This is a genomic window from Methyloglobulus sp. (genome assembly GCF_964779595.1).
Genome location: NZ_CBAROL010000016.1, coordinates 18,799 through 45,699 on the forward strand (window position 1 = coordinate 18,799; position 26,901 = coordinate 45,699).

The 26,901-nt window shown below is 46.7% G+C and carries 26 protein-coding genes and 1 other RNA gene; 16 read left to right on the top strand and 11 right to left on the bottom strand.

Annotated features, from left to right (window positions below):
* Positions 1-2: 2 nt before the first annotated feature.
* Positions 3-209 (bottom strand): cold-shock protein, encoded by a 207-nt coding sequence (locus tag AC1YY3_RS07625; RefSeq protein ID WP_481824207.1) that lies wholly within the window; start codon positions 207-209, stop codon positions 3-5.
* A 358-nt stretch (positions 210-567) separates the two neighbouring features.
* On the opposite strand from AC1YY3_RS07625, the gene AC1YY3_RS07630 reads away from it, so the two are divergent.
* From AC1YY3_RS07630 to arsB, 3 genes are read left to right on the top strand one after another with little or no spacing between them, the layout of a single operon-like run.
* Entirely contained in the window at positions 568-933 is a 366-nt protein-coding gene (locus AC1YY3_RS07630; RefSeq protein ID WP_481824206.1) for a metalloregulator ArsR/SmtB family transcription factor, read from the top strand.
* Positions 934-988: 55 nt separating this feature from the next.
* Positions 989-1,465 (top strand): arsenate reductase ArsC, encoded by a 477-nt coding sequence (locus tag AC1YY3_RS07635; protein WP_481824205.1) that lies wholly within the window; start codon positions 989-991, stop codon positions 1,463-1,465.
* Entirely contained in the window at positions 1,462-2,508 is a 1,047-nt protein-coding gene (gene arsB / locus AC1YY3_RS07640) for an ACR3 family arsenite efflux transporter (protein ID WP_481824204.1), read from the top strand. The genes AC1YY3_RS07635 and arsB overlap by 4 nt, the downstream gene beginning before the upstream one ends.
* A gap of 301 nt (positions 2,509-2,809) precedes the next feature.
* On the opposite strand, the gene AC1YY3_RS07645 is transcribed toward arsB, so the two are convergent.
* On the bottom strand, positions 2,810-4,456 hold the full coding sequence (locus AC1YY3_RS07645; RefSeq protein ID WP_481824203.1) for a SulP family inorganic anion transporter: 1,647 nt from the start codon (positions 4,454-4,456) through the stop codon (positions 2,810-2,812).
* A 410-nt stretch (positions 4,457-4,866) separates the two neighbouring features.
* Here AC1YY3_RS07645 and AC1YY3_RS07650 point away from each other — a divergent pair, with 410 nt between their 5' ends.
* The 4 genes from AC1YY3_RS07650 to AC1YY3_RS07665 all read left to right on the top strand — a co-directional run bounded on the left by AC1YY3_RS07650 (position 4,867) and on the right by AC1YY3_RS07665 (position 11,941).
* Positions 4,867-7,578 carry a class I SAM-dependent DNA methyltransferase gene (locus AC1YY3_RS07650; RefSeq protein ID WP_481824202.1) on the top strand — a complete coding sequence of 904 codons (2,712 nt, stop codon included), beginning with the start codon at positions 4,867-4,869 and terminating at the stop codon, positions 7,576-7,578.
* 494 nt (positions 7,579-8,072) lie between these two features.
* A complete protein-coding gene (locus AC1YY3_RS07655) occupies positions 8,073-8,798 on the top strand; it encodes a DUF2490 domain-containing protein (protein WP_481824201.1) in 726 nt (241 codons plus the stop codon).
* Between the two features lie 336 nt (positions 8,799-9,134).
* Positions 9,135-10,559 (top strand): sensor histidine kinase, encoded by a 1,425-nt coding sequence (locus tag AC1YY3_RS07660; RefSeq protein ID WP_481824200.1) that lies wholly within the window; start codon positions 9,135-9,137, stop codon positions 10,557-10,559.
* On the top strand, positions 10,556-11,941 hold the full coding sequence (locus AC1YY3_RS07665) for a sigma-54-dependent transcriptional regulator (RefSeq protein WP_481824199.1): 1,386 nt from the start codon (positions 10,556-10,558) through the stop codon (positions 11,939-11,941). The genes AC1YY3_RS07660 and AC1YY3_RS07665 overlap by 4 nt, the downstream gene beginning before the upstream one ends.
* A gap of 149 nt (positions 11,942-12,090) precedes the next feature.
* Here AC1YY3_RS07665 and ssrS read toward each other — a convergent pair.
* From ssrS to AC1YY3_RS07680, 3 genes are all read right to left on the bottom strand, one after another.
* A non-coding RNA gene (gene ssrS, locus AC1YY3_RS07670) (6S RNA) lies at positions 12,091-12,269 on the bottom strand.
* Between the two features lie 21 nt (positions 12,270-12,290).
* Entirely contained in the window at positions 12,291-12,590 is a 300-nt protein-coding gene (locus tag AC1YY3_RS07675) for a cell division protein ZapA (RefSeq protein WP_481824198.1), read from the bottom strand.
* A complete protein-coding gene (locus AC1YY3_RS07680) occupies positions 12,590-12,814 on the bottom strand; it encodes a TIGR02449 family protein (RefSeq protein ID WP_481824197.1) in 225 nt (74 codons plus the stop codon). Before AC1YY3_RS07680 ends, AC1YY3_RS07675 begins: the two co-directional genes overlap by 1 nt.
* Positions 12,815-13,000: 186 nt before the next feature.
* Here AC1YY3_RS07680 and AC1YY3_RS07685 point away from each other — a divergent pair, with 186 nt between their 5' ends.
* The 4 genes from AC1YY3_RS07685 to AC1YY3_RS07700 all read left to right on the top strand — a co-directional run bounded on the left by AC1YY3_RS07685 (position 13,001) and on the right by AC1YY3_RS07700 (position 16,922).
* Complete coding sequence (locus AC1YY3_RS07685) at positions 13,001-13,534, top strand: UPF0149 family protein (protein ID WP_481824196.1); 534 nt, start codon at positions 13,001-13,003, stop codon at positions 13,532-13,534.
* Between the two features lie 13 nt (positions 13,535-13,547).
* A complete protein-coding gene (gene pepP / locus AC1YY3_RS07690) occupies positions 13,548-14,858 on the top strand; it encodes a Xaa-Pro aminopeptidase (protein ID WP_481824195.1) in 1,311 nt (436 codons plus the stop codon).
* The gene (gene ubiH, locus AC1YY3_RS07695) at positions 14,858-16,078 is read left to right on the top strand and encodes a 2-octaprenyl-6-methoxyphenyl hydroxylase (RefSeq protein ID WP_481824194.1); all 1,221 of its coding nucleotides are present in this window, start codon (positions 14,858-14,860) and stop codon (positions 16,076-16,078) included. Before pepP ends, ubiH begins: the two co-directional genes overlap by 1 nt.
* A 244-nt stretch (positions 16,079-16,322) precedes the next feature.
* Positions 16,323-16,922, top strand: a complete 600-nt coding sequence (locus AC1YY3_RS07700) for a hypothetical protein (protein ID WP_481824193.1) — start codon at positions 16,323-16,325, stop codon at positions 16,920-16,922.
* Between the two features lie 85 nt (positions 16,923-17,007).
* Here the strand turns inward: AC1YY3_RS07700 and AC1YY3_RS07705 are convergent, their stop codons facing one another.
* Both AC1YY3_RS07705 and AC1YY3_RS07710 read right to left on the bottom strand, forming a co-directional pair.
* Positions 17,008-18,357: a sigma-54-dependent transcriptional regulator gene (locus tag AC1YY3_RS07705; protein WP_481824192.1), complete on the bottom strand. Its 1,350-nt coding sequence runs from the start codon at positions 18,355-18,357 to the stop codon at positions 17,008-17,010.
* Positions 18,354-19,982: a sensor histidine kinase gene (locus AC1YY3_RS07710; protein WP_482194397.1), complete on the bottom strand. Its 1,629-nt coding sequence runs from the start codon at positions 19,980-19,982 to the stop codon at positions 18,354-18,356. Before AC1YY3_RS07710 ends, AC1YY3_RS07705 begins: the two co-directional genes overlap by 4 nt.
* Positions 19,983-20,108: 126 nt before the next feature.
* On the opposite strand from AC1YY3_RS07710, the gene sucC reads away from it, so the two are divergent.
* Both sucC and sucD read left to right on the top strand, forming a co-directional pair.
* Positions 20,109-21,278, top strand: coding sequence for an ADP-forming succinate--CoA ligase subunit beta (sucC, locus tag AC1YY3_RS07715; protein ID WP_481824190.1), 1,170 nt, complete (start codon positions 20,109-20,111; stop codon positions 21,276-21,278).
* On the top strand, positions 21,275-22,156 hold the full coding sequence (gene sucD / locus AC1YY3_RS07720; protein WP_481824189.1) for a succinate--CoA ligase subunit alpha: 882 nt from the start codon (positions 21,275-21,277) through the stop codon (positions 22,154-22,156). The genes sucC and sucD overlap by 4 nt, the downstream gene beginning before the upstream one ends.
* Before the next feature lie 77 nt (positions 22,157-22,233).
* Here sucD and AC1YY3_RS07725 read toward each other — a convergent pair whose 3' ends face one another.
* On the bottom strand, positions 22,234-23,025 hold the full coding sequence (locus AC1YY3_RS07725) for a sulfite exporter TauE/SafE family protein (RefSeq protein WP_481824188.1): 792 nt from the start codon (positions 23,023-23,025) through the stop codon (positions 22,234-22,236).
* Between the two features lie 110 nt (positions 23,026-23,135).
* Here AC1YY3_RS07725 and AC1YY3_RS07730 point away from each other — a divergent pair, with 110 nt between their 5' ends.
* On the top strand, positions 23,136-24,362 hold the full coding sequence (locus AC1YY3_RS07730) for a multifunctional CCA addition/repair protein (RefSeq protein ID WP_481824187.1): 1,227 nt from the start codon (positions 23,136-23,138) through the stop codon (positions 24,360-24,362).
* Positions 24,363-24,393: 31 nt separating this feature from the next.
* Positions 24,394-24,876 carry a YajQ family cyclic di-GMP-binding protein gene (locus AC1YY3_RS07735; protein WP_481824186.1) on the top strand — a complete coding sequence of 161 codons (483 nt, stop codon included), beginning with the start codon at positions 24,394-24,396 and terminating at the stop codon, positions 24,874-24,876.
* Between the two features lie 177 nt (positions 24,877-25,053).
* Here the strand turns inward: AC1YY3_RS07735 and AC1YY3_RS07740 are convergent, their stop codons facing one another.
* The 3 genes from AC1YY3_RS07740 to AC1YY3_RS07750 form a co-directional block, all read right to left on the bottom strand.
* Positions 25,054-25,182 (bottom strand): hypothetical protein, encoded by a 129-nt coding sequence (locus tag AC1YY3_RS07740; RefSeq protein WP_481824185.1) that lies wholly within the window; start codon positions 25,180-25,182, stop codon positions 25,054-25,056.
* Positions 25,183-25,247: 65 nt separating this feature from the next.
* On the bottom strand, positions 25,248-25,580 hold the full coding sequence (locus AC1YY3_RS07745; protein WP_482194398.1) for a hypothetical protein: 333 nt from the start codon (positions 25,578-25,580) through the stop codon (positions 25,248-25,250).
* Between the two features lie 54 nt (positions 25,581-25,634).
* Positions 25,635-26,666, bottom strand: coding sequence for an RHS repeat-associated core domain-containing protein (locus tag AC1YY3_RS07750; protein ID WP_482194400.1), 1,032 nt, complete (start codon positions 26,664-26,666; stop codon positions 25,635-25,637).
* Positions 26,667-26,719: 53 nt separating this feature from the next.
* Between AC1YY3_RS07750 and AC1YY3_RS07755 the strand changes: the two genes are divergently transcribed.
* The coding region (locus AC1YY3_RS07755) for a hypothetical protein (RefSeq protein ID WP_482194399.1) at positions 26,720-26,901 on the top strand (182 nt) is incomplete at its 3' end.

The following is a 26,901-nucleotide window of genomic DNA, read 5'->3' on the forward strand; positions in this document are numbered from 1 at the left end:
CGCTATGCGCCAGCTACATTGCTGGCTTGTGGACCTTTCGGACCTGTTTCTACGTCGTAAGTGACGGCTTGGCCTTCAGCCAGCGTACGAAAACTGCCTTGGCTGGAAATTGCAGAAAAATGCACGAATACATCTGGGCTGCCGTCGCTAGGTGATATAAAACCAAAACCTTTAGCTTCGTTAAACCACTTTACTGTACCTGTTGCCATATTAAGTCCTCATGCCATAAGCATATAAATCAAAGTGTTTGATTGCTAACCATACCAGGCAGAGAAGGGGAAAACGCTTGGAATTTCTGAAAGTACCGATCAACACGCAAGGATTGAATAAAAGAATTACCAAACGTAAATGGCTGATTTTCTTCTATTCATGAGTGCATTATAAGGACTAAGCACTCGGATAGCTATTGAAATATTACACCATTGTGTAAACTTTGGATTAGATAAACGAAAACAGGGGTATGTAGCAGTACTGCTATATAATTTGAGCTGCTAAGTGTAGGGCGGCTATTCCCCAGTTAGTGACAATAAAACTGTAAATTTATAGCATTCCGTGCAATATCACATAATGAATCACTTAAAAATGACCCCAACCACATTATTCAAATGCCTTGCCGACGAAACCCGCTTACGTTGTATGGTATTGCTGCATAAAGAAGGCAAATTATGCGTGTGCGAATTGACCCATGCGCTGGATATGTTGCAACCCAAAATTTCCCGGCATCTTGCCCAGTTACGGCAATGTAATTTGCTGTTAGATAGCCGGGAAGGGCAGTGGGTGTATTATCAAATCAATCCTGCATTACCTGTTTGGGTGTTTGATATTTTGGATGTGACAGCGAAAGAGTTGGGCGGTGAACACAAGCAACTGCAAGACTGCGCTAGGTTGCAAACGATGGCAGGTCGTCCTGAGATGAAAGGATGCTGTAACTAATCTTTTCGGCTATAATATTCGCTTATACGAATATATAAATATAGCTGAGGACTTCATGTTAAACATCTTGATTTTATGTACAGGCAATTCCTGCCGCAGCATTTTGGGCGAGGCATTGATTAACCATCTCGCTGGCGACAGATTCAAGGCATTTTCCGCCGGTAGCCATCCGACCGGCAAGGTCAATGCCAATGCATTGGCAACTTTAGTGCGAAATGGAATTCCTACCGACGGCTTTTCTAGCCAATCCTGGGATGAATTCGATGGCGCAGGCATTGATATTGCCATTACGGTGTGCGACCAGGCGGCAGGTGAAGTGTGTCCGGTTTACCTAAATAGCGCAATCAGGGCGCATTGGGGATTGCCTGATCCTGCCCATGTAAGCGGCACTGTTGAAGAAATAGCCAAGGCATTTCAAGCCACTTTCGATGCGCTATCCGTCAGGATACACAAAATGTTGGCTTTACCGATAGAAGACATGAACAGTGCCGACATAACCAAGGCACTGAATGAGATTGGCAACCAGGCATGAGCGGCAAACCTTCCGCCATCAGTTTTTTTGAGCGCTACTTAACGGTTTGGGTGCTGCTTTGTATTACTGTTGGTATCGTATTGGGGCAGATTTTCCCTGATGTTTTTCAAGCGATTGGAAGAATGGAGTACGCAAAGGTCAATCTTCCCGTCGGGTTACTGATTTGGGTCATGATTGTCCCGATGTTGGTAAAAGTAGACTTCACAGCACTGCACGAGGTACGCCAGCATGTGCGTGGAATAGGCGTAACACTATTCGTCAACTGGCTGGTCAAGCCGTTTTCGATGGCATTTCTCGGCTGGCTGTTCATCCGCAACCTGTTTGCACCCATGTTGCCGCCCGACCAACTCGACAGTTACCTTGCTGGCTTAATCTTGCTGGCGGCTGCGCCGTGTACGGCAATGGTGTTTGTGTGGAGCAAACTCACCAACGGCGATCCGCTGTTCACGCTGTCACAAGTCGCATTGAACGATGCCATTATGGTCGTGGCATTCGCGCCATTGGTCGCATTTTTGCTGGGAATTTCGGCCATTACCGTCCCCTGGGTGACGCTTATTACGTCGGTAGTGCTATACATTGTGATTCCTGTATTACTTGCCCAACTTTGGCGGAACAAACTGTTAACTAAAGGGCAAATGGTATTCGACGAAGTGCTGGCGAAAATTGGCCCGTGGTCTATCGCCGCTTTACTGGCAACCCTGGTGCTACTCTTCGCCTTTCAGGGCGAAGCCATCTTGAAGCAACCGCTGGTTATTGCCTTGTTGGCTGTGCCGATCTTGATACAAGTGTTCTTCAACTCAGCTTTGGCCTACTGGTTGAACCGTGCCGTCGGTGAAAAACACAATATCGCCTGTCCATCAGCACTGATTGGCGCGTCCAATTTCTTTGAGCTGGCAGTTGCCGCAGCCATTAGTTTATTTGGTTTTCATTCTGGAGCTGCTCTTGCTACCGTGGTTGGCGTATTGATCGAAGTGCCAGCAATGTTGCTGGTTGTTAAGTTTGTGAATGGGTCGAAGGCCTGGTATGAACGCTCGCCAGCTTAAGCAGTTAACCCGAAGATTAAGAACAACAGCTTTAAAACTCACATTCAAGTAACTTTTTGAAGCGTGACCCACTCGAAACATCAACATCAACAAAACACCTATCATTCAGAATCAAGATACTTGCGATAAGCTTCATAGCACATAAACCACAATGAATAGGTGGTTAACAACACCTACTCGTCACATCGCTTGCAGCTCCTGCTAGCCTCATAATCTACATGGAAGTGGTGAACGCAGATATTGCAGGAGCAAATATCTGTGCCTGCGGAATAATTAAAGTGGGAGAGAGAACAAACTCGCGTTATGCCAAATTTTTACGCCGTGCCGCTAACGGATGGTCAGAATAAGGTTCATGCTCATCTAAACCGACTACCTCGCAAGTACCACCGCTGTGAGCATAATCGTGACTAAATTCATGGATGAACTCCATCACCGTATGGTCGATTAAATTAGCTTCCGACAAATCAAAGAAAATGGTTTTATGCTCAGGTAGATTGGACAGCATACTTTTTAAGCCCATGAAATTTGAAAACACTGCTGCACCGCTGATAGCAACATGATAAGTGTTTTCATCAGTTTGCTTGACATGGTAAGCCATCGTAAATAGATTGCTCAGTTTCACGCCACGAGCGATGTGGATCAGCAGTTTTACGGCAATTCCTATCAATACCCCAATCAACAAGTCGGTCGCCAATATGCCGATGATAGTCACGATAAATAACACAAAATTATCTAAGCCAATTTCCATCGTTTTGGCAAATTCTTTGGGTGATGCCAAACGGAAACCGGTAAATACCAATAACGCCGCAAGCGATGCTAACGGAATTTCGTGTATCAACAGGGGGAATAACGCCACGAAGATCAGCAAGAACGCGCCGTGGAAAAAGTTAGCCCAAGCGGTTTTAGCACCGTTATTGACATTCGCAGAACTACGGACAATTTCAGCAATCATCGGTAGACCACCAATCATCCCGGAAATCATATTACCGATACCAACGGCGGTTAAATCACGGTTTAAATTGGACGTACGCTTGTAAGGATCAAGCTTATCAACAGCAGTGGCACTGAGCAAGCTTTCCAAACTGCCTACCAGCCAGATAGCGACCACGGCTTCCCAAAATTCCAGTGTAGCAACTTTACCAAAATCAGGAAAAGAAAAACCCGCCATAAAATGTTCCGGCACAGAAACCAGAAAGGCGGGCCCAATCGAAAATTCGTGGTGTGGCAAAAACTTCGTATCCGGCAAAAAAGCATAATTGTGGATGTGATCCAGATCGAAATACCGCTCTAACGCCAAACCCATCAGTACAACCAGCAAAGGCGCGGGAATCATTTTTAAGGTCGGGTTTTTAATCAGCGACCAGATAATCAACAAAGCCAAGCCCATAACCCCTATGAAAGCAATTTCTGGGTTGAATTCCATTAACGAATGCGGAATTTCAGCAATGGTGCCCAGCAAAGTCTTAGCCGCTGGCTTCACACCCAACAGGGTATGAATCTGCTTTGCCATGATGATGATACCAATCGCTGCCAACATACCATGAACGACAGATGAAGGGAAAAAAGCGCTGAGTTTTCCGGCCTTAAAAACACCTAAAAGCGTTTGCAATACGCTGGCGATAACGATTGCCGCCAATGTATAGCGATACCCTGCCATCGCGTCGCCTTGCCCCAAGTCAGCCACTGCATCGACAATGACCACGATGAGGCCAGCAGCAGGGCCGTTAATCGTGACAAAAGAACCATTGATTCTCGAAACCACCAAACCGCCAATGATGGCGGTAATAATACCGCCCATAGGCGGGAAGCCCGATGCCATCGCAATCCCCAAGCATAACGGCAAAGCGATGAGGAACACCAAAAAACCGGACAATAAATCACTGCGCCAGTTTTCGATTAAACCGGGAATGCCGGTTTTAGGCACAGCTTGTGAAATGGGGTTGGACATATACGACTCCTGAGACTATTCAACATTTTTGAACTGATAGTGTTTTAAAGCAATGTACATGCCAATAGCTATAAAAACCTACAACTTACTAAATTTGTTTAACTATTTATTAAAAGAGCGCTAATAAAGCTATACGCTTAAATAGAATTGGTTCAAATAAACCAATGGAATCGGTGGATTTCAACCAATTCGCGGTAGCGGATGAAATCTGTAACCTGATTGAGAAGGTGGATTTGCAAACCTAGGTTTGCACTCCAAAATACGCATGAAGCCGACAAGTCCATCAAAAAATACCGGTAAACCCACTACCCAATTCACCACAATGAGCCAGCATTTTTTGAGAAAGATGCCATTTCCCGATAAGTCATCTATAGTTGCTACCATCATAAATTGGAAAAAACCATAAAATCATGCCCTTATCGTGGAACGAAATCAAAGACCGCGCCTTGAAGTTTTCTCATGAATGGGTGGATGAATCTTCCGAAGATGCCGAAGCCAAATCGTTTTGGGATGCGTTTTTCAATGTTTTTGGCGTACCCCGCCGCCGCGTCGCCACGTTTGAGCAACCGGTCAAAAAATCCGACGGTCACGACGGCTACATCGACCTGCTCTGGCGCGGCATTATCCTGGTTGAACACAAATCACGCGGCAAAAACCTCGACCGCGCTTTCCAGCAAGCCAAGGATTACTTTCCCGGCCTTAAAGATATTGATTTGCCCCGCTATATCCTGGTCTCCGACTTTGCCCGTTTTCGGCTCTACGACCTGGAGGAAAACACCCAGCAAGAATTCACCATCAAAGAATTCTACAAGAGCGTCAAACTGTTCGGCTTCATTGCTGGCTACCAAACCACCTCCTACAAAGACCAAGACCCCGCCAACATCAAAGCCGCCGAACGCATGGGCAAGCTGCACGACAAGCTCAAGGCCATCGGCTATGAAGGGCATGACCTGGAAGTCTATCTCGTCCGCTTATTGTTTTGCCTGTTTGCCGAAGACACCAGCATATTTGAACGCCGCCTGTTCCAGGATTTGATCGAGCAGCGCACGGCGCAGGATGGCAGTGATCTTGCGATGCGCTTGGAGCAGTTGTTTCAAGTGTTAGATGCACCGCAAGAAAAACGCCTGAAGAACCTGGATGAACAACTCGCCGCTTTCCCCTATGTTAACGGCAGCCTGTTTAAGGAACACTTGCCGATGGCCTCGTTCGACACTGAAATGCGCGAGAATTTGTTGTTATGCTGCGCCCTAGATTGGAGCCGCATAAGCCCGGCGATATTCGGCGCGTTGTTCCAGTCCGTCATGGACCAAAAGCTGCGCCGCAACCTGGGCGCACATTACACCACGGAAAAGAACATCCTTAAGCTCATCCGCCCGTTGTTTCTGGACGAGCTACGGGCAGAATTTGAGCGGGTAAAAAACCAGCCCAAGAAACTTTACGACTTCCATCAACGTCTTGCCAAGCTCAAATTCCTCGACCCCGCCTGCGGTTGCGGCAACTTTTTGGTCATCGCCTACCGTGAACTGCGCCTGTTAGAGCTGGATGTTATCCGCAGCCTGTACGGAAAAGCGCAATCCACCTCCATAGACGTAGCGGAATTGAACATCCTGTGCGACGTGGACCAGTTTTACGGCATCGAGATAGAAGAATTCCCCGCCCAAATCGCGCAAACCGCATTGTGGCTGATGGATCACCAGATGAATATGCGGGTGTCGGAAGAATTCGGCAGCTACTTCGTGCGTTTGCCGCTTAAAAAATCGGCGAAGATCGTCCGCAGCAATGCCTTAAGGCTGGACTGGCGCGACGTGGTGAAACCGGAGGAGTTGAGTTACATACTGGGTAATCCGCCGTTTGTCGGTGCCAAATATATGGATGACGAACAACGGGCGGACATGGTGAGGGTTTTCTACGACGTTAAAAGTGCCGGGCTACTTGATTTTGTTGCCGCCTGGTATCGCAAGGCAGCGGATTTCATGGAAGATAATCAAGAAATCAAAACTGGCTTTGTCTCGACAAATTCCATCACCCAAGGCGAGCAGGTCGGCGTGTTGTGGCCTGATTTATTGCGTCGCGGGGTGAAAATCCATTTTGCACACCGCACCTTTCAATGGTCGAACGAAGCAAGAGGTAAGGCTAGTGTTCATTGTGTCATTATCGGTTTTGCCTTGCATGACGCGACGGACAAGCGGCTTTTCGATTATGAAACCCTGCAATCTGAGCCTCACGAGATAAAGGTCAAGAACATAAACCCGTATCTGGTGGATGCTCCCGACATTGTGGTTTCTCGCCGCAATTCTCCGATTTGCGCCGTGCCGGAAATAGGGATTGGCAATAAGCCGATAGACGGTGGGAATTATCTGTTCACACCAGAGGAACGCGACGAGTTCATCAAGATAGAGCCAGCCGCCGCGCTTTATTTCAGGCGTTGGCTTGGCAGCATTGAATTCATCAATGGCTATGAACGATGGTGTTTATGGTTAGGCGATTGTCCCCCTGACAAGCTGCGCCAAATGCCAGAAGCTATGAAACGGGTTGAAGCTGTCCGGCGCGTCAGGCGTGCCAGCAACAGCGCACCCACAAGAAAACTGGCAGATACGCCAACTCGATTCCATGTCGAAAATATGCCGGATTCAAGTTACCTGGTAATCCCAGAGGTTTCTTCGGAGAGAAGGCGATATATACCGATTGGTTTTCTGTCTCATGAAACTCTTGCCAGTAATAAATTACGCATTTTTCCAAATGCTACACTCTGGCACTTCGGGATTTTATCTTCGATCATGCACATGTCATGGATGCGCTCTACAACTGGCCGTCTAAAAAGTGACTACCAGTATTCCGTCTCCATCGTCTACAACAACTTCCCCTGGCCTCAAAACCTGACCGACAAACAACGTCTAACCATCGAAGCCGCCGCGCAAGCCGTGTTGGATGCCCGTGCGAAATACCCCAATTCCTCGCTTGCCGACCTGTACGACCCCTTAACCATGCCGCCGGAACTGGTCAAGGCGCACCACAAACTGGATGCCGCCGTTGACGCAGCCTATTCCAAAAAGAAATTTTCCGGCGACAGTGACCGAGTGGCATTTTTATTTGAGTTATATCGGCAATTGACAAATTCGTGATTTGATAATCCCCCTCAATCCCCCTTTTTCAAAGGGGGAGGATTGTGCTAATGGCACTTTTGCAATGAAGGAAATTGGGGCTAACTCCTCATTTTGTGGTGAAGCAATAATGCAAATGCAACGGGGCGGTAATATTAGCCCCTATCCCAAAAAGCAATGCTTCAACCCAGCCTCCACCATCTAGTATTGGTTCAAATAAACCAATACTATCGGTGCATATAAACCAATCTGTACGCAAAAAGTTGAGTTCTTTCCCCACATCAAGCTGCGCTGCTTTGTCGTAAATTCTTTTTATCGCTGATTATTTTCATTGCATATATAAGCGGAACACCCGAAAAAACGTGTGCCTAACAACCAAGCAATGTTACCGAAAACAAATGTGGCATAAGTAATGCTCGTATGTTTTAAGGTCAAAGAACGTTGGATTTTACAATTATCCTTGGCGAAGGAGTTTTTTGAATTCTTAGAGATTCCCATAAATGACGGTTTTAAATATGATTAAGAAAAAGATGAAAGCATTGGTAATGACGGTAGCGACTATGTGTTCTGTCAGTATGTTAACGCCTGCTTTGGCAGTGGACGATCTGGATTTGATCCAGGATGCAGGCAGTTGGGCGCAAGTCGTCGGCGAAGGAAGCATGAAATTTATTGACCCTAGCCTGGAAAAAGGCCGGATTTGGGTGGAAGGGCAAGCCCGTATCAATGACAACTGGGATCATTTCTATCAAGGCATGGTACGTGCCGCCGTGGGTTATTCACTTAGCGACCGCGCCACGGTCTGGGCGGGTTATACCTGGCTACCGACACAAAACTTGGGCCACAGCTATGTCAACCAGCAAGATGTGTGGCCTGCCTTCCGGTATGTTTTGCCGACTGACTACGGCACAATCACATTTAGGACTATGTTTGAAAGCAATTTTCTTCAGGGCAGTGATGTCCGCTTTCGTCCGCGCCAGATGATAAAATTTATGCACCCTTTTGAATTTGAACCGCGCCTTAGCGTTATTGCATGGGATGAATTTTTCATACGCGTCAATTCAACCCAATTCGGCGGTAAATCAGGCTTCGACCAGAACCGTGCATTCGTAGGTCTGGGTTGGACGTTCAATAAAAACGTCCGGTTTGAAGGAGGTTATATGAATCAGTATCTGGATGATCTAACGCATACTAATAACACCATGCGTCATTTAATTATGGGTTCGGTGTTTATCAACTTTTAGTTCAGCCAAGTAACTGAAGTGATTTGTCTTTAAGAAAAACGGCGAAGAGTACATAAGTAAGTTAACTTGGACGCACAAACCAAATTGAGCGATAAAATAGAATATGCGTATTGTCTGTTTTTTGATACTTGTGATTATTTCAATCCTTGAGATTAGCCCAATCCCTCTCACTCCCTTAGTGTTAATCTGGGTGGTGTTGTTTCGTCCGCTATGGTTTTATAAGGTAGTGCTTAAAATATATGATAAGAAGTAGAAAAAGTTGGGTTAAAGCTGGATTCATTCAGGCGTGATCCAAGCCATGCTGCTGTAATTCGCCTTGAACTTTGAGCTTTAATTATGCATAAAATACTTTACCGCCCAATTGTCGTTATCAGCCTAGTACTAGGCATGTTAGTTATGTTGGAATTGCTGGCGTTGGGGAGTATTACTTGGCGAAATTTAAGCCGTATCGACAACATCAAGCAGGACATCATTCAAGGGCATGAGCTTGAACAATTGGTTTTCGAGCTTATCAACACGCCAATAATGGATGCCGGTGAGAAAATCGAGCCAAGTCCTGAGCAAATCGAATTGCACAAAAGAATCACCCATTTTTTTGCTAATCGTCAAAGTGGTGAAAATGGCACGGGCTTATTATTGGATGAGATCAAACCGTTTCTCCAAAATATTGAACAAGGAAAACGCCAGGACATCGCCCAAGTCTTATTGGTCTCCCAAAAAATTCTTAATTTACAACGCAGTAATGAGGAAAAACTGCTAACCCAGGTTTATCAAGACAGTCGGTTGGAGCTTAATTTTGCGGTATTTATCCCAATTGCCGTGTTGCTACCTGCGTTTTTATTAGGTGTGTGGTATTTCAGGCGACAAATTTTATCTCCCCTCATTGCATTGGAGCAGTTGTTAAAACGCCTTACCGATGGCGAAATGCAGCCAATAGAAAACCGCAAAGATCCTTTGATGCAGCCGCTGTTCAGCAGTTACAACCGCTTGATCCGGCGCTTGGCGGAATTGGAAGAAGAACACCTTAGCCATACTCAAACCCTAGAACGGGAAATACACCATGCCACTCACGCCTTGCTAGAACAAAGCCACACGTTAGCACGTTCCGAACGATTGGCGGCCGTAGGCGAGCTTGCCGCCAGCACCGCACATGAGCTACGAAATCCATTGGCTGGTATTCAGGCGGCTTTAGAAAACGTCTGCGGTGAATGCGAAGACCCAGAAATTGCTGATCGCTTACAGATGGTGAATGCCGAAGTGAAACGCTTAACTAACAGCCTTAACGATCTGCTGGCGTATTCCAAACAGCAACCGGAAGCCGCCAAGCTTGTTGATATTTCCAAACTCGTAGGCGAGCTTTTGACTTTATTGAAATATCAAGTGAATGAAAACATCAAACTGATTTATGCCATTCCACCTAATTTGCAAACTTTATTGCCAGAAACAGAATTTCGGCAAGCGTTGCTTAACCTGCTATTGAATTCGGTACAGGAACTTGGCAAACAGGGCGGAACAATCAACCTGACGATTACCAAACAGGCGGAAAAATTGCAAATTGAAGTCAGTGATAGTGGACATGGTTTTCCTGAAACCTTGCTCGCGCATGGTGTGCGGTCTTTTGCAAGTTACCGAGAACATGGCACGGGATTGGGATTGTCGATGGTATTGCGCTTTGCCCGTTCCCTAGGTGGGCAGTTAAATCTACAAAATGATAGCCAAGGCCACGCCCTCGCGACCTTGACCGTACCGGTGGGTGTATGAAAGATAGCTTATTGATTATCGAAGACGAAACTTTGCTGGGCAATGAACTGGCGCGGTTTTTCCGAAAACAGTGCTGGGAAGTTAATGTGGTAACCGACCTCAAAAGTGCTAAACAGTTATTAACTGGGCAGGACATTGAACCCATCGTCATTTTGTCCGACATGAATTTACCGGATGGCAATGCCCTAGATTTTTTGGAACAAATCGGAAGCAGCCTGCAACACGCCGAATGGATTTTTTTGACGGGTTACGGCAGTGTTACTGATTCCGTCCGTGCCTTACGCCTTGGCGCGTATGATTTCATCGAAAAACCCTGCGAACTGGACAGGCTGCACATGCTGGTGGAAGGTGCTGCTCGTAGCGCCAGGGCGCAGCGACGATTGCAGCAAGAAACCAGTCAACATTTTAACCGCTACACATACGATGCGCTGGTCGGACGCAGCCAAAAAACCAAGCAGCTTAGGGATATGCTGAAACAACTGGCGAATGTGCCTTTTTCCAGTCTCGTCATCAGCGGCGAAACGGGTACGGGCAAAGGTTTGGTGACGCGCATCTTGCATTACTCAGGCAGTCGCGCCAGCAAGCCCCTGGTGGAACTCAATTGTGCCGCGATCCCCAAAGATTTGCTGGAATCCGAGTTGTTCGGCTACGAAGCCGGAGCTTTCACAGGCGCAAAAAAACGCCATCGAGGTCTGTTGGAGCAAGCCGACACTGGCACGATTTTCCTAGATGAAATCGGCGAATTGGATTTGGATTTGCAAGGCAAACTGCTCAAAGCGGTGGAAGAATTGCGGTTTCGGCGACTGGGCAGTGAAAGTACGGTTGAAGTCGATGTCCAAATCATCGCCGCTACCAATCGTGATCTACTGCAAAAGGTCAAAACTGGTGAGTTTCGCCAAGACCTGTATCATCGTCTGAGCGTATTAAGCATTCATATTCCGCCACTGCGCGAACGAAAAGAGGACTTGCGTGATTTAGTGCCGCAATTTGTTACCAACTGTAGTATCAAATCGGGCAAAAATATCAAAACGATACCCGAAAGCGTATGGGAACAATTGGAAGCTTACGATTGGCCGGGCAATATCCGCGAATTACATAACGTGATTGAACGCTGCGTGTTGTTTGCGGATAGCGAGGTATTTCCGGCGCAATGGCTGCAATTCCCGAATAATAGTGAAGATATGTCAGCCGCAGAGAATGACGGCATGTATATTCCACTGGACGGGAGCTTATCGCTACAGGATATGGAAAAACATATCATTCAAGAAGCCCTGCATCGGGCTAACTACAACGTCACTGCGGCTGCGCGTATGTTAGGCGCAACGCGAGAAACCATGCGCTATCGGGTGCAAAAGTACCATCTTAAGTACGATCAGGATTGAGTGATTGGGTGTGGAGACACGCCAGATGTCGTGATGCTAATCTATGTTCAGGAGTGCAAAGCAAGCTTTGCCCGTGGAGGATAAGTACAAAGCTTGCTTTGCACTCCAATTTTGCTATTTTTTGCTTTTAACTTAACAACATTAGGTGTGCATCTCCCGCCTGTGCCGATATGTGCTTTCGTCCTTGAACCGGAGGTTCAAGTGGGGACAGGCTCGTTAAATCAGGCTTCTCGTCGAGACGGGCATGCACACCATTAACGGAAATTGCCCCCTGGGTTAAAACAGGTTCAGGAAACACCCAGCACACTGTCGAACACAACAGGAGATACAGGGTTATAGTTTAACGCGTTTAGTGCTTATCTAAAACGTTTTCAATCTTATCTACCATGTTTGACAGGCATTCTTTCCAACCCTGACTTAACACCGGACTCTGTTTTTTCAAGCTTTGCAATTCATGGCTCAAATTTAGCGCAGCCATCACGGCAATCCGCTCCGCATTGCCCACTTTACCGGAATCACGCATTTTGCACATTTGGGCATCTAGTTCACTTGCTGAACGGATGAGGTTTTCCTGCTCTTGCGATTCACAGGCAATCTTGTATTCCTTACCCATGATGGTAAGTAAAACGGTTTGGGGTTTAACGCTCATTAACTTTGCCCCATTGCTTTTAGCCGCGAAATCATGGCTTCAACCCGATTTCTGGCTATGGTAGTTTTTTCAAGAAGATAGGCTTTTTCTCGGACTAAATCATCCTGCTTACTCTTCAAAGTCTCATTTTCATTTTTGACTGAATCGTACAGGTCTATGAGTTGATCCAGCTTTGTTTCAAGATCCCTTAACTCTAAGGATTGATAAGGTTCTTTATCGGTCATGGCATCACTTTGATTAGGTGGGTAGTCAACGGTTTAATGGACTATGGGTTGCCGTTTGTAAAAGCTATGGCAAGATAGCTATTAACTTAAGCGTAACAATCCTGCATTAGCTTAATCATAAACAAATCTTTGATAAATGGTAGCATAAGCCTATTACATTTTAGTATAGTTGAATCATTTAGACACATGCAATATCAAGACATTGACACAATAGTTGCAAAAAACGATGGCGAGCTTTCCGCAGCAGAAGCGCACGGTATGGCGGCGGGTATGTTATGCGTTAATGATCGGACGGAACTTAGGTTTTGGTTACAGGAATTGCTGAAAGATGCCGATGACATTAGTGATGAAGACCGTTCACTTCTGGAAGATTTATTTGAGGACATCAAAAACTTGTTGGCTGGCGATGAATTTGCCTTTGAGCTACTGCTTCCTGATGATGACTTCCCACTTAACGAACAGGTAGAAGCCTTAAGAAAATGGTGTCAGGGCTTTTTATTTGGACTCGGCTCTACGTCTTCAACAACCGATTCAACGCCAAATTGGTCGGAAGAAATACGTGAAGTCGTCAAAGATATTGCCGAAATTACTAAACTTGACTCAGACGCTGAGGACGACGAGGCAGAGAATGATTTTATGGAAATCACTGAATATCTCCGAGCTGCTGTCATCTTTCTACGGACAGAACTAAACTCAGCGGATAACCGCACCGTACATTGAGCGATAGACAAACATGAAACAAAGCGAATTCAAAAAACGCCGCAAACAATTGATGCAGCGCATCGGGAAGGGCAATATTGCCTTATTGGGCAGTTCATCAACCAAAATCCGTAACCGTGACGTGCATTATCCGTATCGGCAAGACAGCGATTTTTATTACCTGACCGGATTTTCTGAGCCAGATGCCTTGGCTGTGTTCATCCCTGGACGCGAACAAGGCGAATATATCTTGTTTTGCCGTGAATTTGATGAGGCTAAGGCCTTGTGGGAAGGCGCGCACGCAGGTTTGGAAGGCGCGACCGGACATTATCAAGCCGATGATGCGTTTCCTATTGATGATTTGGATGACATCTTGCCCGGCATGTTAGAAAACAAGCATAAGGTGTTTTATCCCATGGGGCGCGATCCAGATCTGGATCATCATTTGTTGGATTGGATCAACCACATCAAAAGCCAATCTAGATCGGGGTTAGTTGCACCTGGGGAGTTGGTGTCGCTAGAACATATCTTGCATGAAATGCGCCTGTTCAAAAGTCCAGAAGAAATCAAGTTGATGCGCCGTGCTGGCGAGGTTTCCGCAGCAGGACACGTACGTGCTATGCAAACTTGCAAGGCTGGTATGTATGAGTATCAAATTGAAGCTGAGCTAGTGCATCACTTTATGCAGGAAGGGCTGCGCTCTGTCGCTTATCCTTCTATCGTGGCAGGCGGTAAAAATGCTTGTGTGCTGCATTACACCGAAAATACCGATAAACTAAAAAATGGCGACTTGCTGTTAATCGACGCGGGTGCAGAATGCGACCATTACGCTGCCGATATTACCCGTACTTTTCCTGTTTCAGGTCGTTTCAGTGAGCCACAAAAACAACTTTATCAATTGGTTTTAGATGCCCAAACTGCCGCCATCGAGCAAATCAAACCCGGTACGCCGTGGCACAATGCCCATGATGCCTCGGTTGAGGTGCTGACCAAAGGCTTAGTTGCCTTGGGTTTGCTGGAAGGTAAAGTAAAAGCACTTATCAAGAAAGAAAAATTCAAACAGTTCTATATGCACCGTATCGGTCACTGGCTAGGAATGGATGTACATGATGTTGGTGATTACAAAATAGACCAAAAATGGCGTTTGCTGGAGCCAGGCATGGTGCTGACCATCGAACCCGGCCTGTATATCCCCTTAGATTGCAAAACTGTGGATGAAAAGTGGCGCGGCATCGGCATACGCATCGAAGACGATCTATTAGTGACAGAGCAAGGTTATGAAATCCTGACCAATGCCGTACCTAGAACGATAGCGGAAATCGAAGCTTTGATGCAGGGCAGCTAATGCAAGAGTCCGTGCAATCATTCGATGTCATCATAGTTGGTGGTGGACTAGCAGGTAATTGTTTGGCCTTAGCGCTCAACGGTAGCGGCTTGCGGGTTGCCATCATTGAAGCCAACACCAAGGAACAATTGTTCCATTCAGCGATGGGCGACCGTGCGTTGGCCTTGGCCGCTGGCACTATTGCTACATTGGAAGGTCTTGGTATTTGGCAAGATATTCACCAGAAAGCAACCGCCATTACCGATATTCACGTCTCTGATCGTGGACATTTCGGCAAAGTTCGCTTATCTGCACGAAAACAAAACGTCGATGCCTTGGGTTATGTCATCACCGCCCGGGACATTGAAAGCCATGTTGCAGAATTGGTTGATAAAGCTGAGATTACGCAGCTTTGCCCAGCTCGTTTAGCTGGGCTGATGTCCGATGTGACCGAAGTTAATGCCAGCATAAAGCTCAAGGATAATACATTATGCCTAACGGCAAAATTATTGGTTGGTGCGGATGGAGGCAACTCTTCGGTACGGAGATTGCTGGATATAACGCAACAAGTTACCGAATACGGGCAAACTGCCCTGGTCACTACCGTAAAAACCTCATTACCACACCGTAATGTCGCTTATGAACGCTTTACCGAATCAGGCCCTTTAGCACTGCTGCCGGTAGGCAAAAATCGCTGTTCCGTAGTCTGGACACGTAGCGCAGAAGACGCGGATTCGCTTATGTCAGGCAGTGAAGACGACTTTTTAGAAGCCTTACAGCACTGTTTCGGCTATCGGCTTGGGCAACTCACTTTAGCCGAACCACGTCGGGCATTTCCGGTCTCACTTATCCGCGCTGATCGTATGCACTCAGGTCGTGCTGTTATTATTGGCAACGCTGTCCATCAACTACATCCCGTGGCAGGACAAGGATTTAACTTAGGGTTACGCGATGTCGTGCAATTAGCGGACATGATCCTCAAACAACACGAGCAAGGCGAAGACATAGGTTCAGCAACATTCCTAAACGAGTATGTAAGCGCACGCGAACAAGACCACCGCAACACTATCTTTTTCACCGACACGTTGGTAAAACTGTTTTCCAATGACTGGCTGGCAGTTGCCGCAGCCAGGAATATTGGTCTTGCTGCGCTGGATCACTTACCTGCTGCAAAAGCCTTATTGTCTAAACATGCGATGGGATTGGCGCAGCGGCTACCTGGTCTTGGTAATCGTCATTGATGTTAGTGTTAGCATCAAATGATTGCATCGTGAAAACTTGGATTATCTAGTATACAATTAAGCCTTGCTATCCTGGTGATTAGCAAAAAACCAAATTGTTTGGACATTGTGTTCAATTGAATTTAACAAATTTGCCTGCATCTGTTATATTTAGGCATGGCGAGAGGGTTTGCTAGTTGCATGGATGGCTTCTAAATTTAATGGACAGCAGATAAACAATTAATCTAAAAGATGGGGAATCGTTATGACAGAAGGGTTGTTTGTATTAACTACATTATTTGTTGCTTATGTTATCTACGTCATTATAAATGAGAAGAAAACAGAAGGCACAGCACCAAAATCCACACCAGCGGCTCAACCTAAGCAACAGGTAACCGTAACCGAAGTGCCAAAAGCACCGGCTGCAAAGATTAGTCCAGTAGCCGCCAAGCCAGCCGCCGTTAAACCGGTTGCAGCAGCAAAGAAACCTGTCGAGGTAGCAGCAGCACCTAAACCGACTCCGAAAGTTGCACCTAAGCCGACAGCCGCACCAATAGTAGTAGCATCTAAACCAACATCAGCACCAAAAGCGGCATCTAAACCTGTAGCCGAAACTAAACCTGCACCAGTTGTTGCGGCTGTGGCCGAAACCATCAAAGGCACTGGCTTGAAAGATCCTAAAACAGGTGAAGTAGCAACTAACTACAGTAACTATCGCTTTACCAAACGCTGGATAAAAGAAGCGTTAGTTACGGAAAATCTAGTGGACAAGGTTTATAAGAATGACGAGTTGAATGCGGGTGTTGAAGCCAAAATAAAAGCTGGCATCACTAAGCTTGAAGGCATGAAAAAATATCAGGTTTAAGACTAAGGCTCTGTAAAGTAAACAAGAAAATTAGAAAAAGGCTTTAGTACATCTGTCAAGCACGATTGTTTCTTTAGCCTTTAAATTATTCTTCCATATTCAGCTTTTTTAAGCGATAGCGAAATGATCTAAAGGTCAGCCCTAGTTGTTTCGCGGCAGCGGTTTTATTCCATTTGTTTTCTTCCAAAGCCGTTGTAATGGCTTTACGTTCTATGCCATCCAGATAGTCTTCTAGGCTTTCCACAGCAGGATCGTAGTCAGGCTGTTCAGAATCATTATCGCTAAAGTTGCTTGCAACTAAGGGTAAATTAAGATCATCTTCGTCTATGGTGTTGCCATCGTATAAGGCTAATGCCCGTTCCAGGATATTTTCCAGCTCCCGTACATTGCCAGGAAAGCGGTATTTTTGCAGAGCAGTTAACGCAGCCGCTGAAATGGCAGGTTTTTTGCTATCTGCGGTTAACTTAGCTAATACGTACTCTGTCAGCATAGCTATATCGGCAGATCTTTCTCTTAAGGGCGGTAAAACCAGATCGATAACATTGATTCGGTAATACAAATCCTGCCTGAATACACCGGACTTAACCATATCGGCAAGATTACGGTGGGTGGCACTGAGCAAGCGCACATCAACTGCGATTTCCAGTTGTTCACCCACTGGACGGACTTTCTTTTCCTGAATAGCACGCAGCAACTTAACCTGTAAGGCTTGCGGTAAATCGGCCACTTCATCGAGAAACAAGGTGCCGCCGTCGGCAGCCTGGAACAAGCCTTTTTTATCGCTGACAGCGCCGGTAAAACTGCCTTTCTTATGTCCAAAAAACTCGCTTTCCATCAATTCATTGGGAATGGCTCCACAGTTAATCGCAACAAATGCTTTGTCGCTACGAGAACTTTGTTGATGTATCAACCGCGCCACCAATTCCTTTCCTGAACCTGATTCCCCGCTAATATAAACGGGAGCCTGGCTACGCGCCAGCTTATCAATTCTTGAACGAATATCACGCATGACCGCAGAATCGCCCAATAAGGTATTTCGGGTTCGGCGTTCTTTAGGCGTATCAGAGTCAGAAAGCTTTAATGCGCTGCTGATAAGCTGTCTTAAGCCAGCTAAATCAATGGGCTTGGATACAAAATCGAATGCGCCTTTTTTCATCGCTAGTATAGCGGTGTCCATACTTCCGTGTGCGGTAATGACGGCAACGGGTAACGGATTGGACAGTTTTTGAACATATTCGACCAAATCCAGCCCGTTACCATCAGGTAAATGCATATCGGTCAGGCACAAATCAAACGATTTTTGTTGCAGCAATGCCTTGGCATCTTTAATGTTTTCGGCAGAATGCGTTTGAATGCCCATTCTATCTAAAGTCAGCTCCAACAACTCCCGTATATCGGGTTCGTCATCAACAATCAAAGCCAGTGCTTTACTCATATTTCTATAGTGGTCAAGTTTGCATCCTGTAAACATAGCCGAAAGCAGCTACGATTTTGATCCGTTAAATAATAGCTTAATTTTGCCTGATTTAATTCCGCTAATTCTTTGGAAATATAAAGCCCAAGTCCCGTGCCGCTAGGCGAAGTCGTGAAAAATGGCTCGAAGAGCTGCTTGAGGTGTTCAGGAGCAATCCCAGCACCATTGTCTATGACCTCCAAACAAGGGCCGTGGCGGTCGTGTTGCATTTGAATCTGTATTTCTCCCCGTTCTGGCTCTCCATAGCGCAAGGCATTTTGGCATAAATTATCCATAATCTGCTTTAAATGCCCAGGGTCGATGAACCCCCACATAGGCGTATCGTTTAACGAGAGTTTAAATGTATCTTTAGCGTCTGTGTGTTCGATATAAAAATTATCCAGATAATCATTCAGCCAGTGCGCCAAATCTATTTTTTCGCGCACAGAATCCGTCCTTTTAGATAAATTCAAAATATCTTCAATAATCTGGTTTACCCTGCTGGAATTGCTTGTGATGATCTTCGTCAAACGCAAGTCCTGGCTGGTCAACTGGGTGCATTCCGACAATAATTGTCCGGCATGACTAATAGCACCTAAAGGGTTACGGATTTCATGGGCAATGCTGGCGGTCAATCTGCCCAAGGAAGCCAATTTGCTTTGTTGCAAGCGTTGATTGTATAAGCTTATATCTTCCAGAATAATCATGTAATACACCTGCTGATGGGTCGGTAAGGTCATAAAACGGCACTGGATTTCGGTTTCCACTGACAATTGCAACATCGTTACGCTGTGTTCTGGCGCGTTTAACCAATTTTGAAACTGTTGGGACAAATGCCCAGAAAGCCCTCTCAATTTATGCGGCGTAAGGGACAAATTCGCCAATCGCAATGCCGCCTGATTTGCAACGTGTATGACTTGCTGTTCGTCGGCAATGATAATGCCGGATTGCAAATGCTGGATTATGTACTGGTTAAGCTCTTCCAGTTGGATGATAGTGTGTTCCTGCTGGTCGGCAAGCTGCAACATTTGTTCTGAACGTCGCGCCAAAACCAGTGACAACAATGCGATGGCAAAATAGGTAGCACCCAACATGCCTGCATAGGTGTAATTGGTTTTGGCAAGCAATTGATTCTGTGCGGCATACAGCTCCGCCGTCAATATCGCTAAACTGGCAAGGGCTGCAAATACCAGGGCACAACGTCCACCAATTAATAATCCCCCTGCCGCTATCGAAACCGCCAGCAGTATGTCTATGCCGCTGCCGATCCCACCGGAAGCATGCATCAGCAAGGTAAGCATAATGATGTCAGTAAAAATCAGTAGCTGTGCCAACAGGCTGTAACCCAGAACCCGCCAGAAGATGCAAATGCCAAGAATGAGGGTCAACAGCAAATAGGTCACGCTGCTGTAAGCGTACAATAACCTGTCAAACGGGCTGAATAACAAAGACCCAAATTTCAAATAAAACAGCAGGCTAAAAGAACAAGCAAGAATAAAACGATAGATGTAATAAACATTCAGTAACTGCCAGGCTTGTTTGGCAGGCATCCCATAACCTTTAGAAAAAGGGCAAGGGTAAATCGTCTTTGGGTTATTAATGTGCATTATGGTATTTAGAATTACGCTTTTCAGGGACTTAGCCGGAATTGTCGGTTATCATAACTATAGCCGAAACTTGTGTAATTACCCAGAGTAGCAAGCGCACTGCTCACCAAAAACCAGGAATAATCAATGAACATCCACGAATATCAAGCCAAACAGCTCTTTCTGGAATACGGGATACCTGTTCCTGATGGCAAGTCCACAACTACATCCGAGAATGCGTCCGAAATTACCAAGATACTTGGCGGTGAAAGCTGGGTCGTTAAAGCCCAGGTTCATGCGGGTGGCAGAGGCAAGGCAGGTGGCGTTAAACTTGCCAAATCCGGTGCTGAAGTTGCTGATATTAGCAAAGCAATGTTGGGTATTCAGCTAATTACTCACCAAACAGATGCAGTTGGATTGCCCGTCAACCAAGTGCTAATTGAAAACACCTATCCTATCGAACGTGAGCTATACCTCAGTTTGCTCGTCGATAGAAACAGTGAGAGGATGATATTTATCGCTTCGGCAGCGGGTGGAATGGATATTGAAGCGGTTGCCAACGAGACCCCAGAACAAATTCAATCGGTAATAATTAACCCCATAACGAGCTTGCAATCTTACCAATGTCGGAATATTGCATACGCTTTGGGGCTAAAAGGACAGCAACATAAAGCCTTGGAAAAAATCATGCGCGGCATGGTTGACTTGTTTTTAGCAAAAGATGCCAGCCAGATTGAAATTAACCCGCTGATCGTAACCAGCACAGGCGAATTAATGGCGCTGGATGCCAAAATCAACTTCGATGATAATGCCTTGGCGTTACATCCAGACATAATGGCGTTAAAAGATCCTGAGCAAGAAGACGCGCGTGAGAATATCGCCCAACAATTCGGGCTTAACTACATCACTCTGGAGGGCAATATCGGCTGCATGGTAAATGGTGCGGGCCTTGCTATGGCGACGATGGATTTGGTCAAGCTCAAAGGCGGTAGACCTGCCAACTTTCTTGATGTTGGTGGTGGCACTAATGTGGAAAAAGTGTGTGAAGCGTTTAAACTCATTCTTTCCGACCATAACGTCAAAGCCGTATTGGTGAATATTTTCGGCGGTATCGTAAAATGCGATGTAATCGCACAAGGCATCTTAGCGGCAATACAAGAAGTCCATGTCACAATACCCGTCGTTGTCCGCCTGGAAGGGACGAATGTCGAGGAAGGCAGGGCTTTATTAAGCAATACTGGGCTTAATCTCTATGCAGCAGACGATTTAGCCCATGCCGCTGAACAAGTTGTAGCCTTGGCAGGAGAAGTGGCATGAGCATCCTAATCAACAAAGACACCAAGGTCATCTGCCAGGGTTTTACCGGCAAACAAGGCACGTTCCATTCCCAGGGTGCGCTGGAATACGGTACAAAGCTAGTGGGCGGCGTGACCCCAGAACGTGGCGGCGAACAGCACTTAGGGTTGCCCGTGTTCAATACCGTACAAGACGCAGTAAACGGCACAGGCGCAACCGCCAGCATGATTTACGTGCCGCCCTTTTACGCGGCAGATGCCATCCTAGAGGCCGTCGATGCGGGCATTAAACTTATCGTGTGCATCACCGAAGGCATTCCCATCTTACAAATGTTGCGAGTGAAAGCCGCTATGGCAGGTTCTGATGCCTTATTAATCGGTCCCAACTGCCCCGGCATTATCACCCCAGGCGAATGCAAAATCGGCATCATGCCGGGCAAAATCCATCTTCCTGGCTCGATTGGCATCGTCTCGCGTTCAGGTACATTGACGTATGAATCCGTCCACCAAACCACCCGTGAAGGGCTAGGGCAAAGCACTTGCGTCGGTATCGGCGGCGATCCCATACGCGGCATGAACTTTATCGATGTCTTATCTCGCTTTCAAGAAGACGACCAAACCAAAGGCATCGTCATGGTCGGTGAAATCGGCGGCAGTGACGAAGAAGCCGCTGCCGAGTACATCAAAGCCCACATCACCAAACCTGTTGTTGCTTATATCGCTGGACAAACCGCGCCTGCTGGTAAGCGTATGGGTCATGCCGGTGCTATCGTTACGGGCGGCAAAGGTACAGCAGAGGGCAAAGTTGCCGCGCTTAGAGTAGCTGGAGTCGAAGTGGTGAATTCGCCGACGGATATTGGCGTGGCAATCGCTCAGATTGTTAGGGGATTAAGCGATTAGCTGTAAAAGCTACTAAAATCAGTTCATTACCGTTCGTCCTGAGCCTGTCGAAGAACTTATTCCGAGATATCTAAAATTCAATACCACATCAACTTAGCTGCCAAAACAAAAATTAACAACGAAAAATAGCGTTTTAATTGTTGTGCAGGCAGCTTGTGGGCAAGCTTTGCACCAAATGGTGCGGTAAAAATGCTCCCTATCGCAACCCCGAAGAAAGACGGCAAATACACATAACCAAAACTCCATTCTGGTAAGTTGGGAGCGTTCATACCCAAAACCATGTAGCTTATTGTGCCAGTAACGGCTATCGGCAGACCACAGGCACTGGCGATGGCGACCGCATTACGCATGGGGTATCGACAATGCACCAAATAAGGCACTGTCAGAGTTCCCCCGCCTATGCCTAGCAACGAGGATAATAGCCCGATTACCCCTGCCACCCTAAAATCAATCTGCCTGGAATAATCGGCAGAACCCGTTTTAGGTTGTATTTCTAAGGCCATTTGAATGCCCACATACAGCAAAAAGAGGATAAAAATAGCCTTTAAAAATCCGGCATTTATATGTCCAGCGATGGCCGCACCCACGATTGCACCCAAGATAACCCCAGGAACTAGCCTAAATACCTTATCCCATAGCACGGAACCTAATCGGTGATGGGCAAGCACGGAAGAAGTGGCGGTAAGGATGATAGTCGCCAACGAAGTTGCGATAGCCATCACCATGACCAGTTCGGTAGGCAGTCCATGTGCCGTAAATAGAAACACCAGTACAGGCACAATCACCAAACCACCTCCTATACCAAACAGCCCAGCTAATACGCCCGACACCATTCCTAACAATAAGCTGGCAAAGATAATGCCTATCAAATAATTCCCCTTAATACGCTAAGTTGCAAATCCAGAATAGACCGTCATTATGCGTTTTTGAAGTGGTTTATGCTATCCTAAACATCGTTCAAACTCGCATTATTTATTTGATGGAAAAATACCTCGTTGGCGGTGCTGTCCGCGATCAGCTCCTGGGCTATCCGGTAAAGGAGCGCGATTGGGTCGTGGTTGGGGAAACGCCGAAATCCATGGTTAAGCAGGGCTTTCGTGCGGTGGGTAAAGATTTTCCGGTTTTCCTCCACCCAGAAAGCCATGAAGAATATGCGCTCGCAAGAACCGAACGAAAAACCGCGCCGGGCTACAAAGGTTTTATCGTCCATGCGGATGTTGACGTTACATTGGAGCAGGATTTACAGCGCCGGGATTTAACCATCAATGCCATTGCCTTGACTCCAGAAGGCGAGGTCATTGACCCTTATGGCGGGAAGGATGACTTAGACAAGCGGCTATTTAGGCACGTTTCGCCGGCTTTCGCAGAAGACCCCGTGCGTATCCTCCGAGTAGCCCGATTTGCGGCACGTTATCATCATTTGGGATTTAAGCTGGCAACAGATACAAAGGAATTGATGCAAGGGATGGTCGATGCAGGAGAAGTCGATCATCTGGTGCCAGAACGGGTTTGGGCAGAGTTGTTCAAAGCCTTAAATGAAACGTCACCTTCCGCATTTTTTTATACCTTGCTGGATTGCGGCGCACTCGAAAAAATCTTTCCAGAAATTTATAACCTGTTTGGCGTACCGCAACCGGAAAAATACCATCCAGAAATTGATACCGGATTGCATAGCATGATGTGCTTAGAACAGGCGGCATTATTAACGCCTAAGCCCGAAGTCAGGTTTGCTGCCTTGGTGCATGATCTGGGTAAGGCGTTGTCACCCAAGGACAATCTGCCCCATCATTACGGACACGAAACCAAGGGCTTGCCCGTCTTGGAGGCTTTGTGCGACCGTTTACGTGTACCTAATGCTTTCAAGTCATTAGCTTCACACGTGATGCAATATCACACCCATTGCCATAAGGTAACGGAATTAAAGCCATCAACTTTGGTTGACCTGTTGAACGCTTTAGGTGCGTTTAAACAGCATAACCAGTTTTCCGAATTCTTGCTGGCGTGCGAGGCAGATGCCAAAGGCCGTACAGGGCTTGAACATAAGCCTTACCCGCAAGCGGCTTATTTGTTTACAGCAGCGAAAGTAGCAGCATCCGTTGATACCTCAGACTTGATGGATGGTAAGCTGCAAGGCGCAGAAATTGGTGAAGCTATCCGCCGTTTGCGTATCCAGGCAATTGCCGATATAACTAAACCAGAACAATGAATTAACGCTAACTAACACGACGACTAAAGCCATGCCATCATTTGATATTATTTCCGAATTCGACCCACACGAAGTCAAAAACGCTATCGACCAAGCCAGCAAGGAAGTCGGTACGCGCTTCGATTTTAAGGGTACAGACTCCAGCTTCGAGCTGACCGATAACAAAGTCATCATGATTTCCGAATCCACTTTCCAACTCCAGCAGATGTTCAGCATCGTGTGCGCGAAATTGAGCCGTCGCGGTGTGGACATTGCCTGCATGGAAGTGGGCGATGCCAAAGGTAGCGGTAAGCTCATGCGTCAGGAAATCACCTTGAAGCAGGGGCTTGATAGTGCATTCGCCAAAAAAATCGTTAAATTGATAAAAGACAAAAAACTGAAAGTACAAGCCGCTATCCAAGGCGAACAAGTCAGGGTCACGGGCAAAAAACGCGATGATTTGCAGGAAGTCATCCAGATGCTAAAGGAAGAAAAACTGGAAATGCCTTTGCAGTTTGAGAATTTTAGGGATTAGATCGTTGTAAAGCTCAGAACTTGATCTGATGCTCAGAAATTAATTTGTACTGTCGGGCTGAATCCGACCCAAACCAGTAGTTGGAGGCCAACAACTAATTTTCCGTTAAGCGGACGCTCAAATAAGATTCTGGAGGGTGCGCCCCGGCAAAACAAGTGCCATTTTGCATAGTGCAAATTATGCGAACAAGAGGGGTGCGGAAAGCAGCCCCGACTTATTCGCATAATCCAGGGCATTATGTATATTGGCACGGTTTTGCCAAGGCAAGGCATAGCCAGTCAAGGGTGGAAGCGGATTGCGCCGCATAGGATGGTTCAATTCGGCGCACTGCCTTTCAGTTAGTGCGCCTTGCCTTACCGTGTTACGCGGCTTTAATCCGCCGATCGGTCATACGGTGGATATATGCGAATACCTATGCTAAAACCTAATTGAGACAACCTTATTACCGTTGACGAATCTATCAAAGTATCCAACTGAGTTCCACTTTCAAAACCAATATCAAAAATCTTTTCATTGCAGTTTTTTAAAATTATTGCCAAAGTAGCTGGCAAAGATTCAAATAGATCTAAAAATTTTGAGATATCTGCTTGTGGTGTTTTTGTATCAATGAGTTTTGTTTCTAGTCCAACAGAATTCCCTTTATCATTTGATTCATTCCAAAGAATGAATATGTCGTCTTGCAGGTACGATATAATGTCTGCCAAGGATTGATTTGACTGCAAAATACAATCCACATTTAAGTATGTAGATTCCATAAACTACTTCAGCTTTTTACAGCGTTTCGGTTTAATATGTCTTGCATTGTAGCCAATGGGGGCTGAGTTTTGGACTAATTTTTTCCAATTGTAAACTGCATCGGCTTCGTCAATACCATAAGCAACGAACCAACCCATGCGTATCACTTCTTTTCGTGTTCCAACTTTATCATATTGACCGGGCTCTTCACACATCCATTTACCACACTTTTCTCCGCTAATAGTTTCACTATCAACGGAATCAGGAATAATGCCATCATCTGGAGGCGATATCGGATGTGTAATCGCCCACCAACCGCCGCCGCCAATAACTACTATCCCGCAAAGAATAGGGTTCGTTGCGCATATCGGGCCAATAACTGGTATTGCGGGGTTCAACCCCTCCGGATCAACGAAGTTTACCGGATTCCCGCCGACATATGCGTAAGTATTAATCCCCCCACCCAAGCCAATCGGGTCGGACTGGGTATAAGTTCCTGTGCCTGGGCTGTAGTTCCGGTGGTAATTATAGTACAGCCCGGTCTCTGCGTCATACAATTGCCCTGGGAAGCGTGGGTTGTAGGTGAATGCGCCGAGGGCGGCGGGGTTCTGGTTGGGTTGGGTGATGCCAAAGGGGTCGGCGTTGTCCCAGCGCCAGAGCATTTGGTTGTCGGTGGCACGGGTGATGACTCTGGGTGTGCCGAGGTGGTCGGCAAACACGTAGTTGACGCTGGTGGCGATGGCGACAGGCAGGGCTTGGACGGCATCGGCGGCTATTTTGCCGGTACTGTTGGTATTGAGCTTAACGGTGACGATGCTGGGGGCGGCAACGGTTTTGACCTCTAAGTTAGTCCAGGTGTTGCCCGTGGTGCGCTGGTTGATGAGTTTGCTGCTTATGCCGTCTGTGCCGGTAACGGTGTATTTGACATCATAGCCACGGACGGAATCGGCTGTCCAACGGGCTTGGATATAGTATTTACCTGGCGTGGGCAGGTTGAGCGTCCAGGTGAAGCTGTCAGTGCCTGCGCTGGTGGTTTCCGACGGCCAAGCATCGATGGCGGTGACTTGAGCCGGGACGGGGCATGTTGCCCCGTTCGTAGGGTTTCAGCGTGGTTCAACAACGCCACTGTCGGCAAAATGTGAGTGACAGGGTACATACCCCGTCACGCGTTCGTGCCGTCAGGAAGGAGGAGTCCATACCATTGCCGTACGCGGTTGTCTTGCCCAAACAACGCGAACGATGCGCCTCCCTTCGTTCGGCACATCCTATAAGCGCACCTTATGGCCTTGT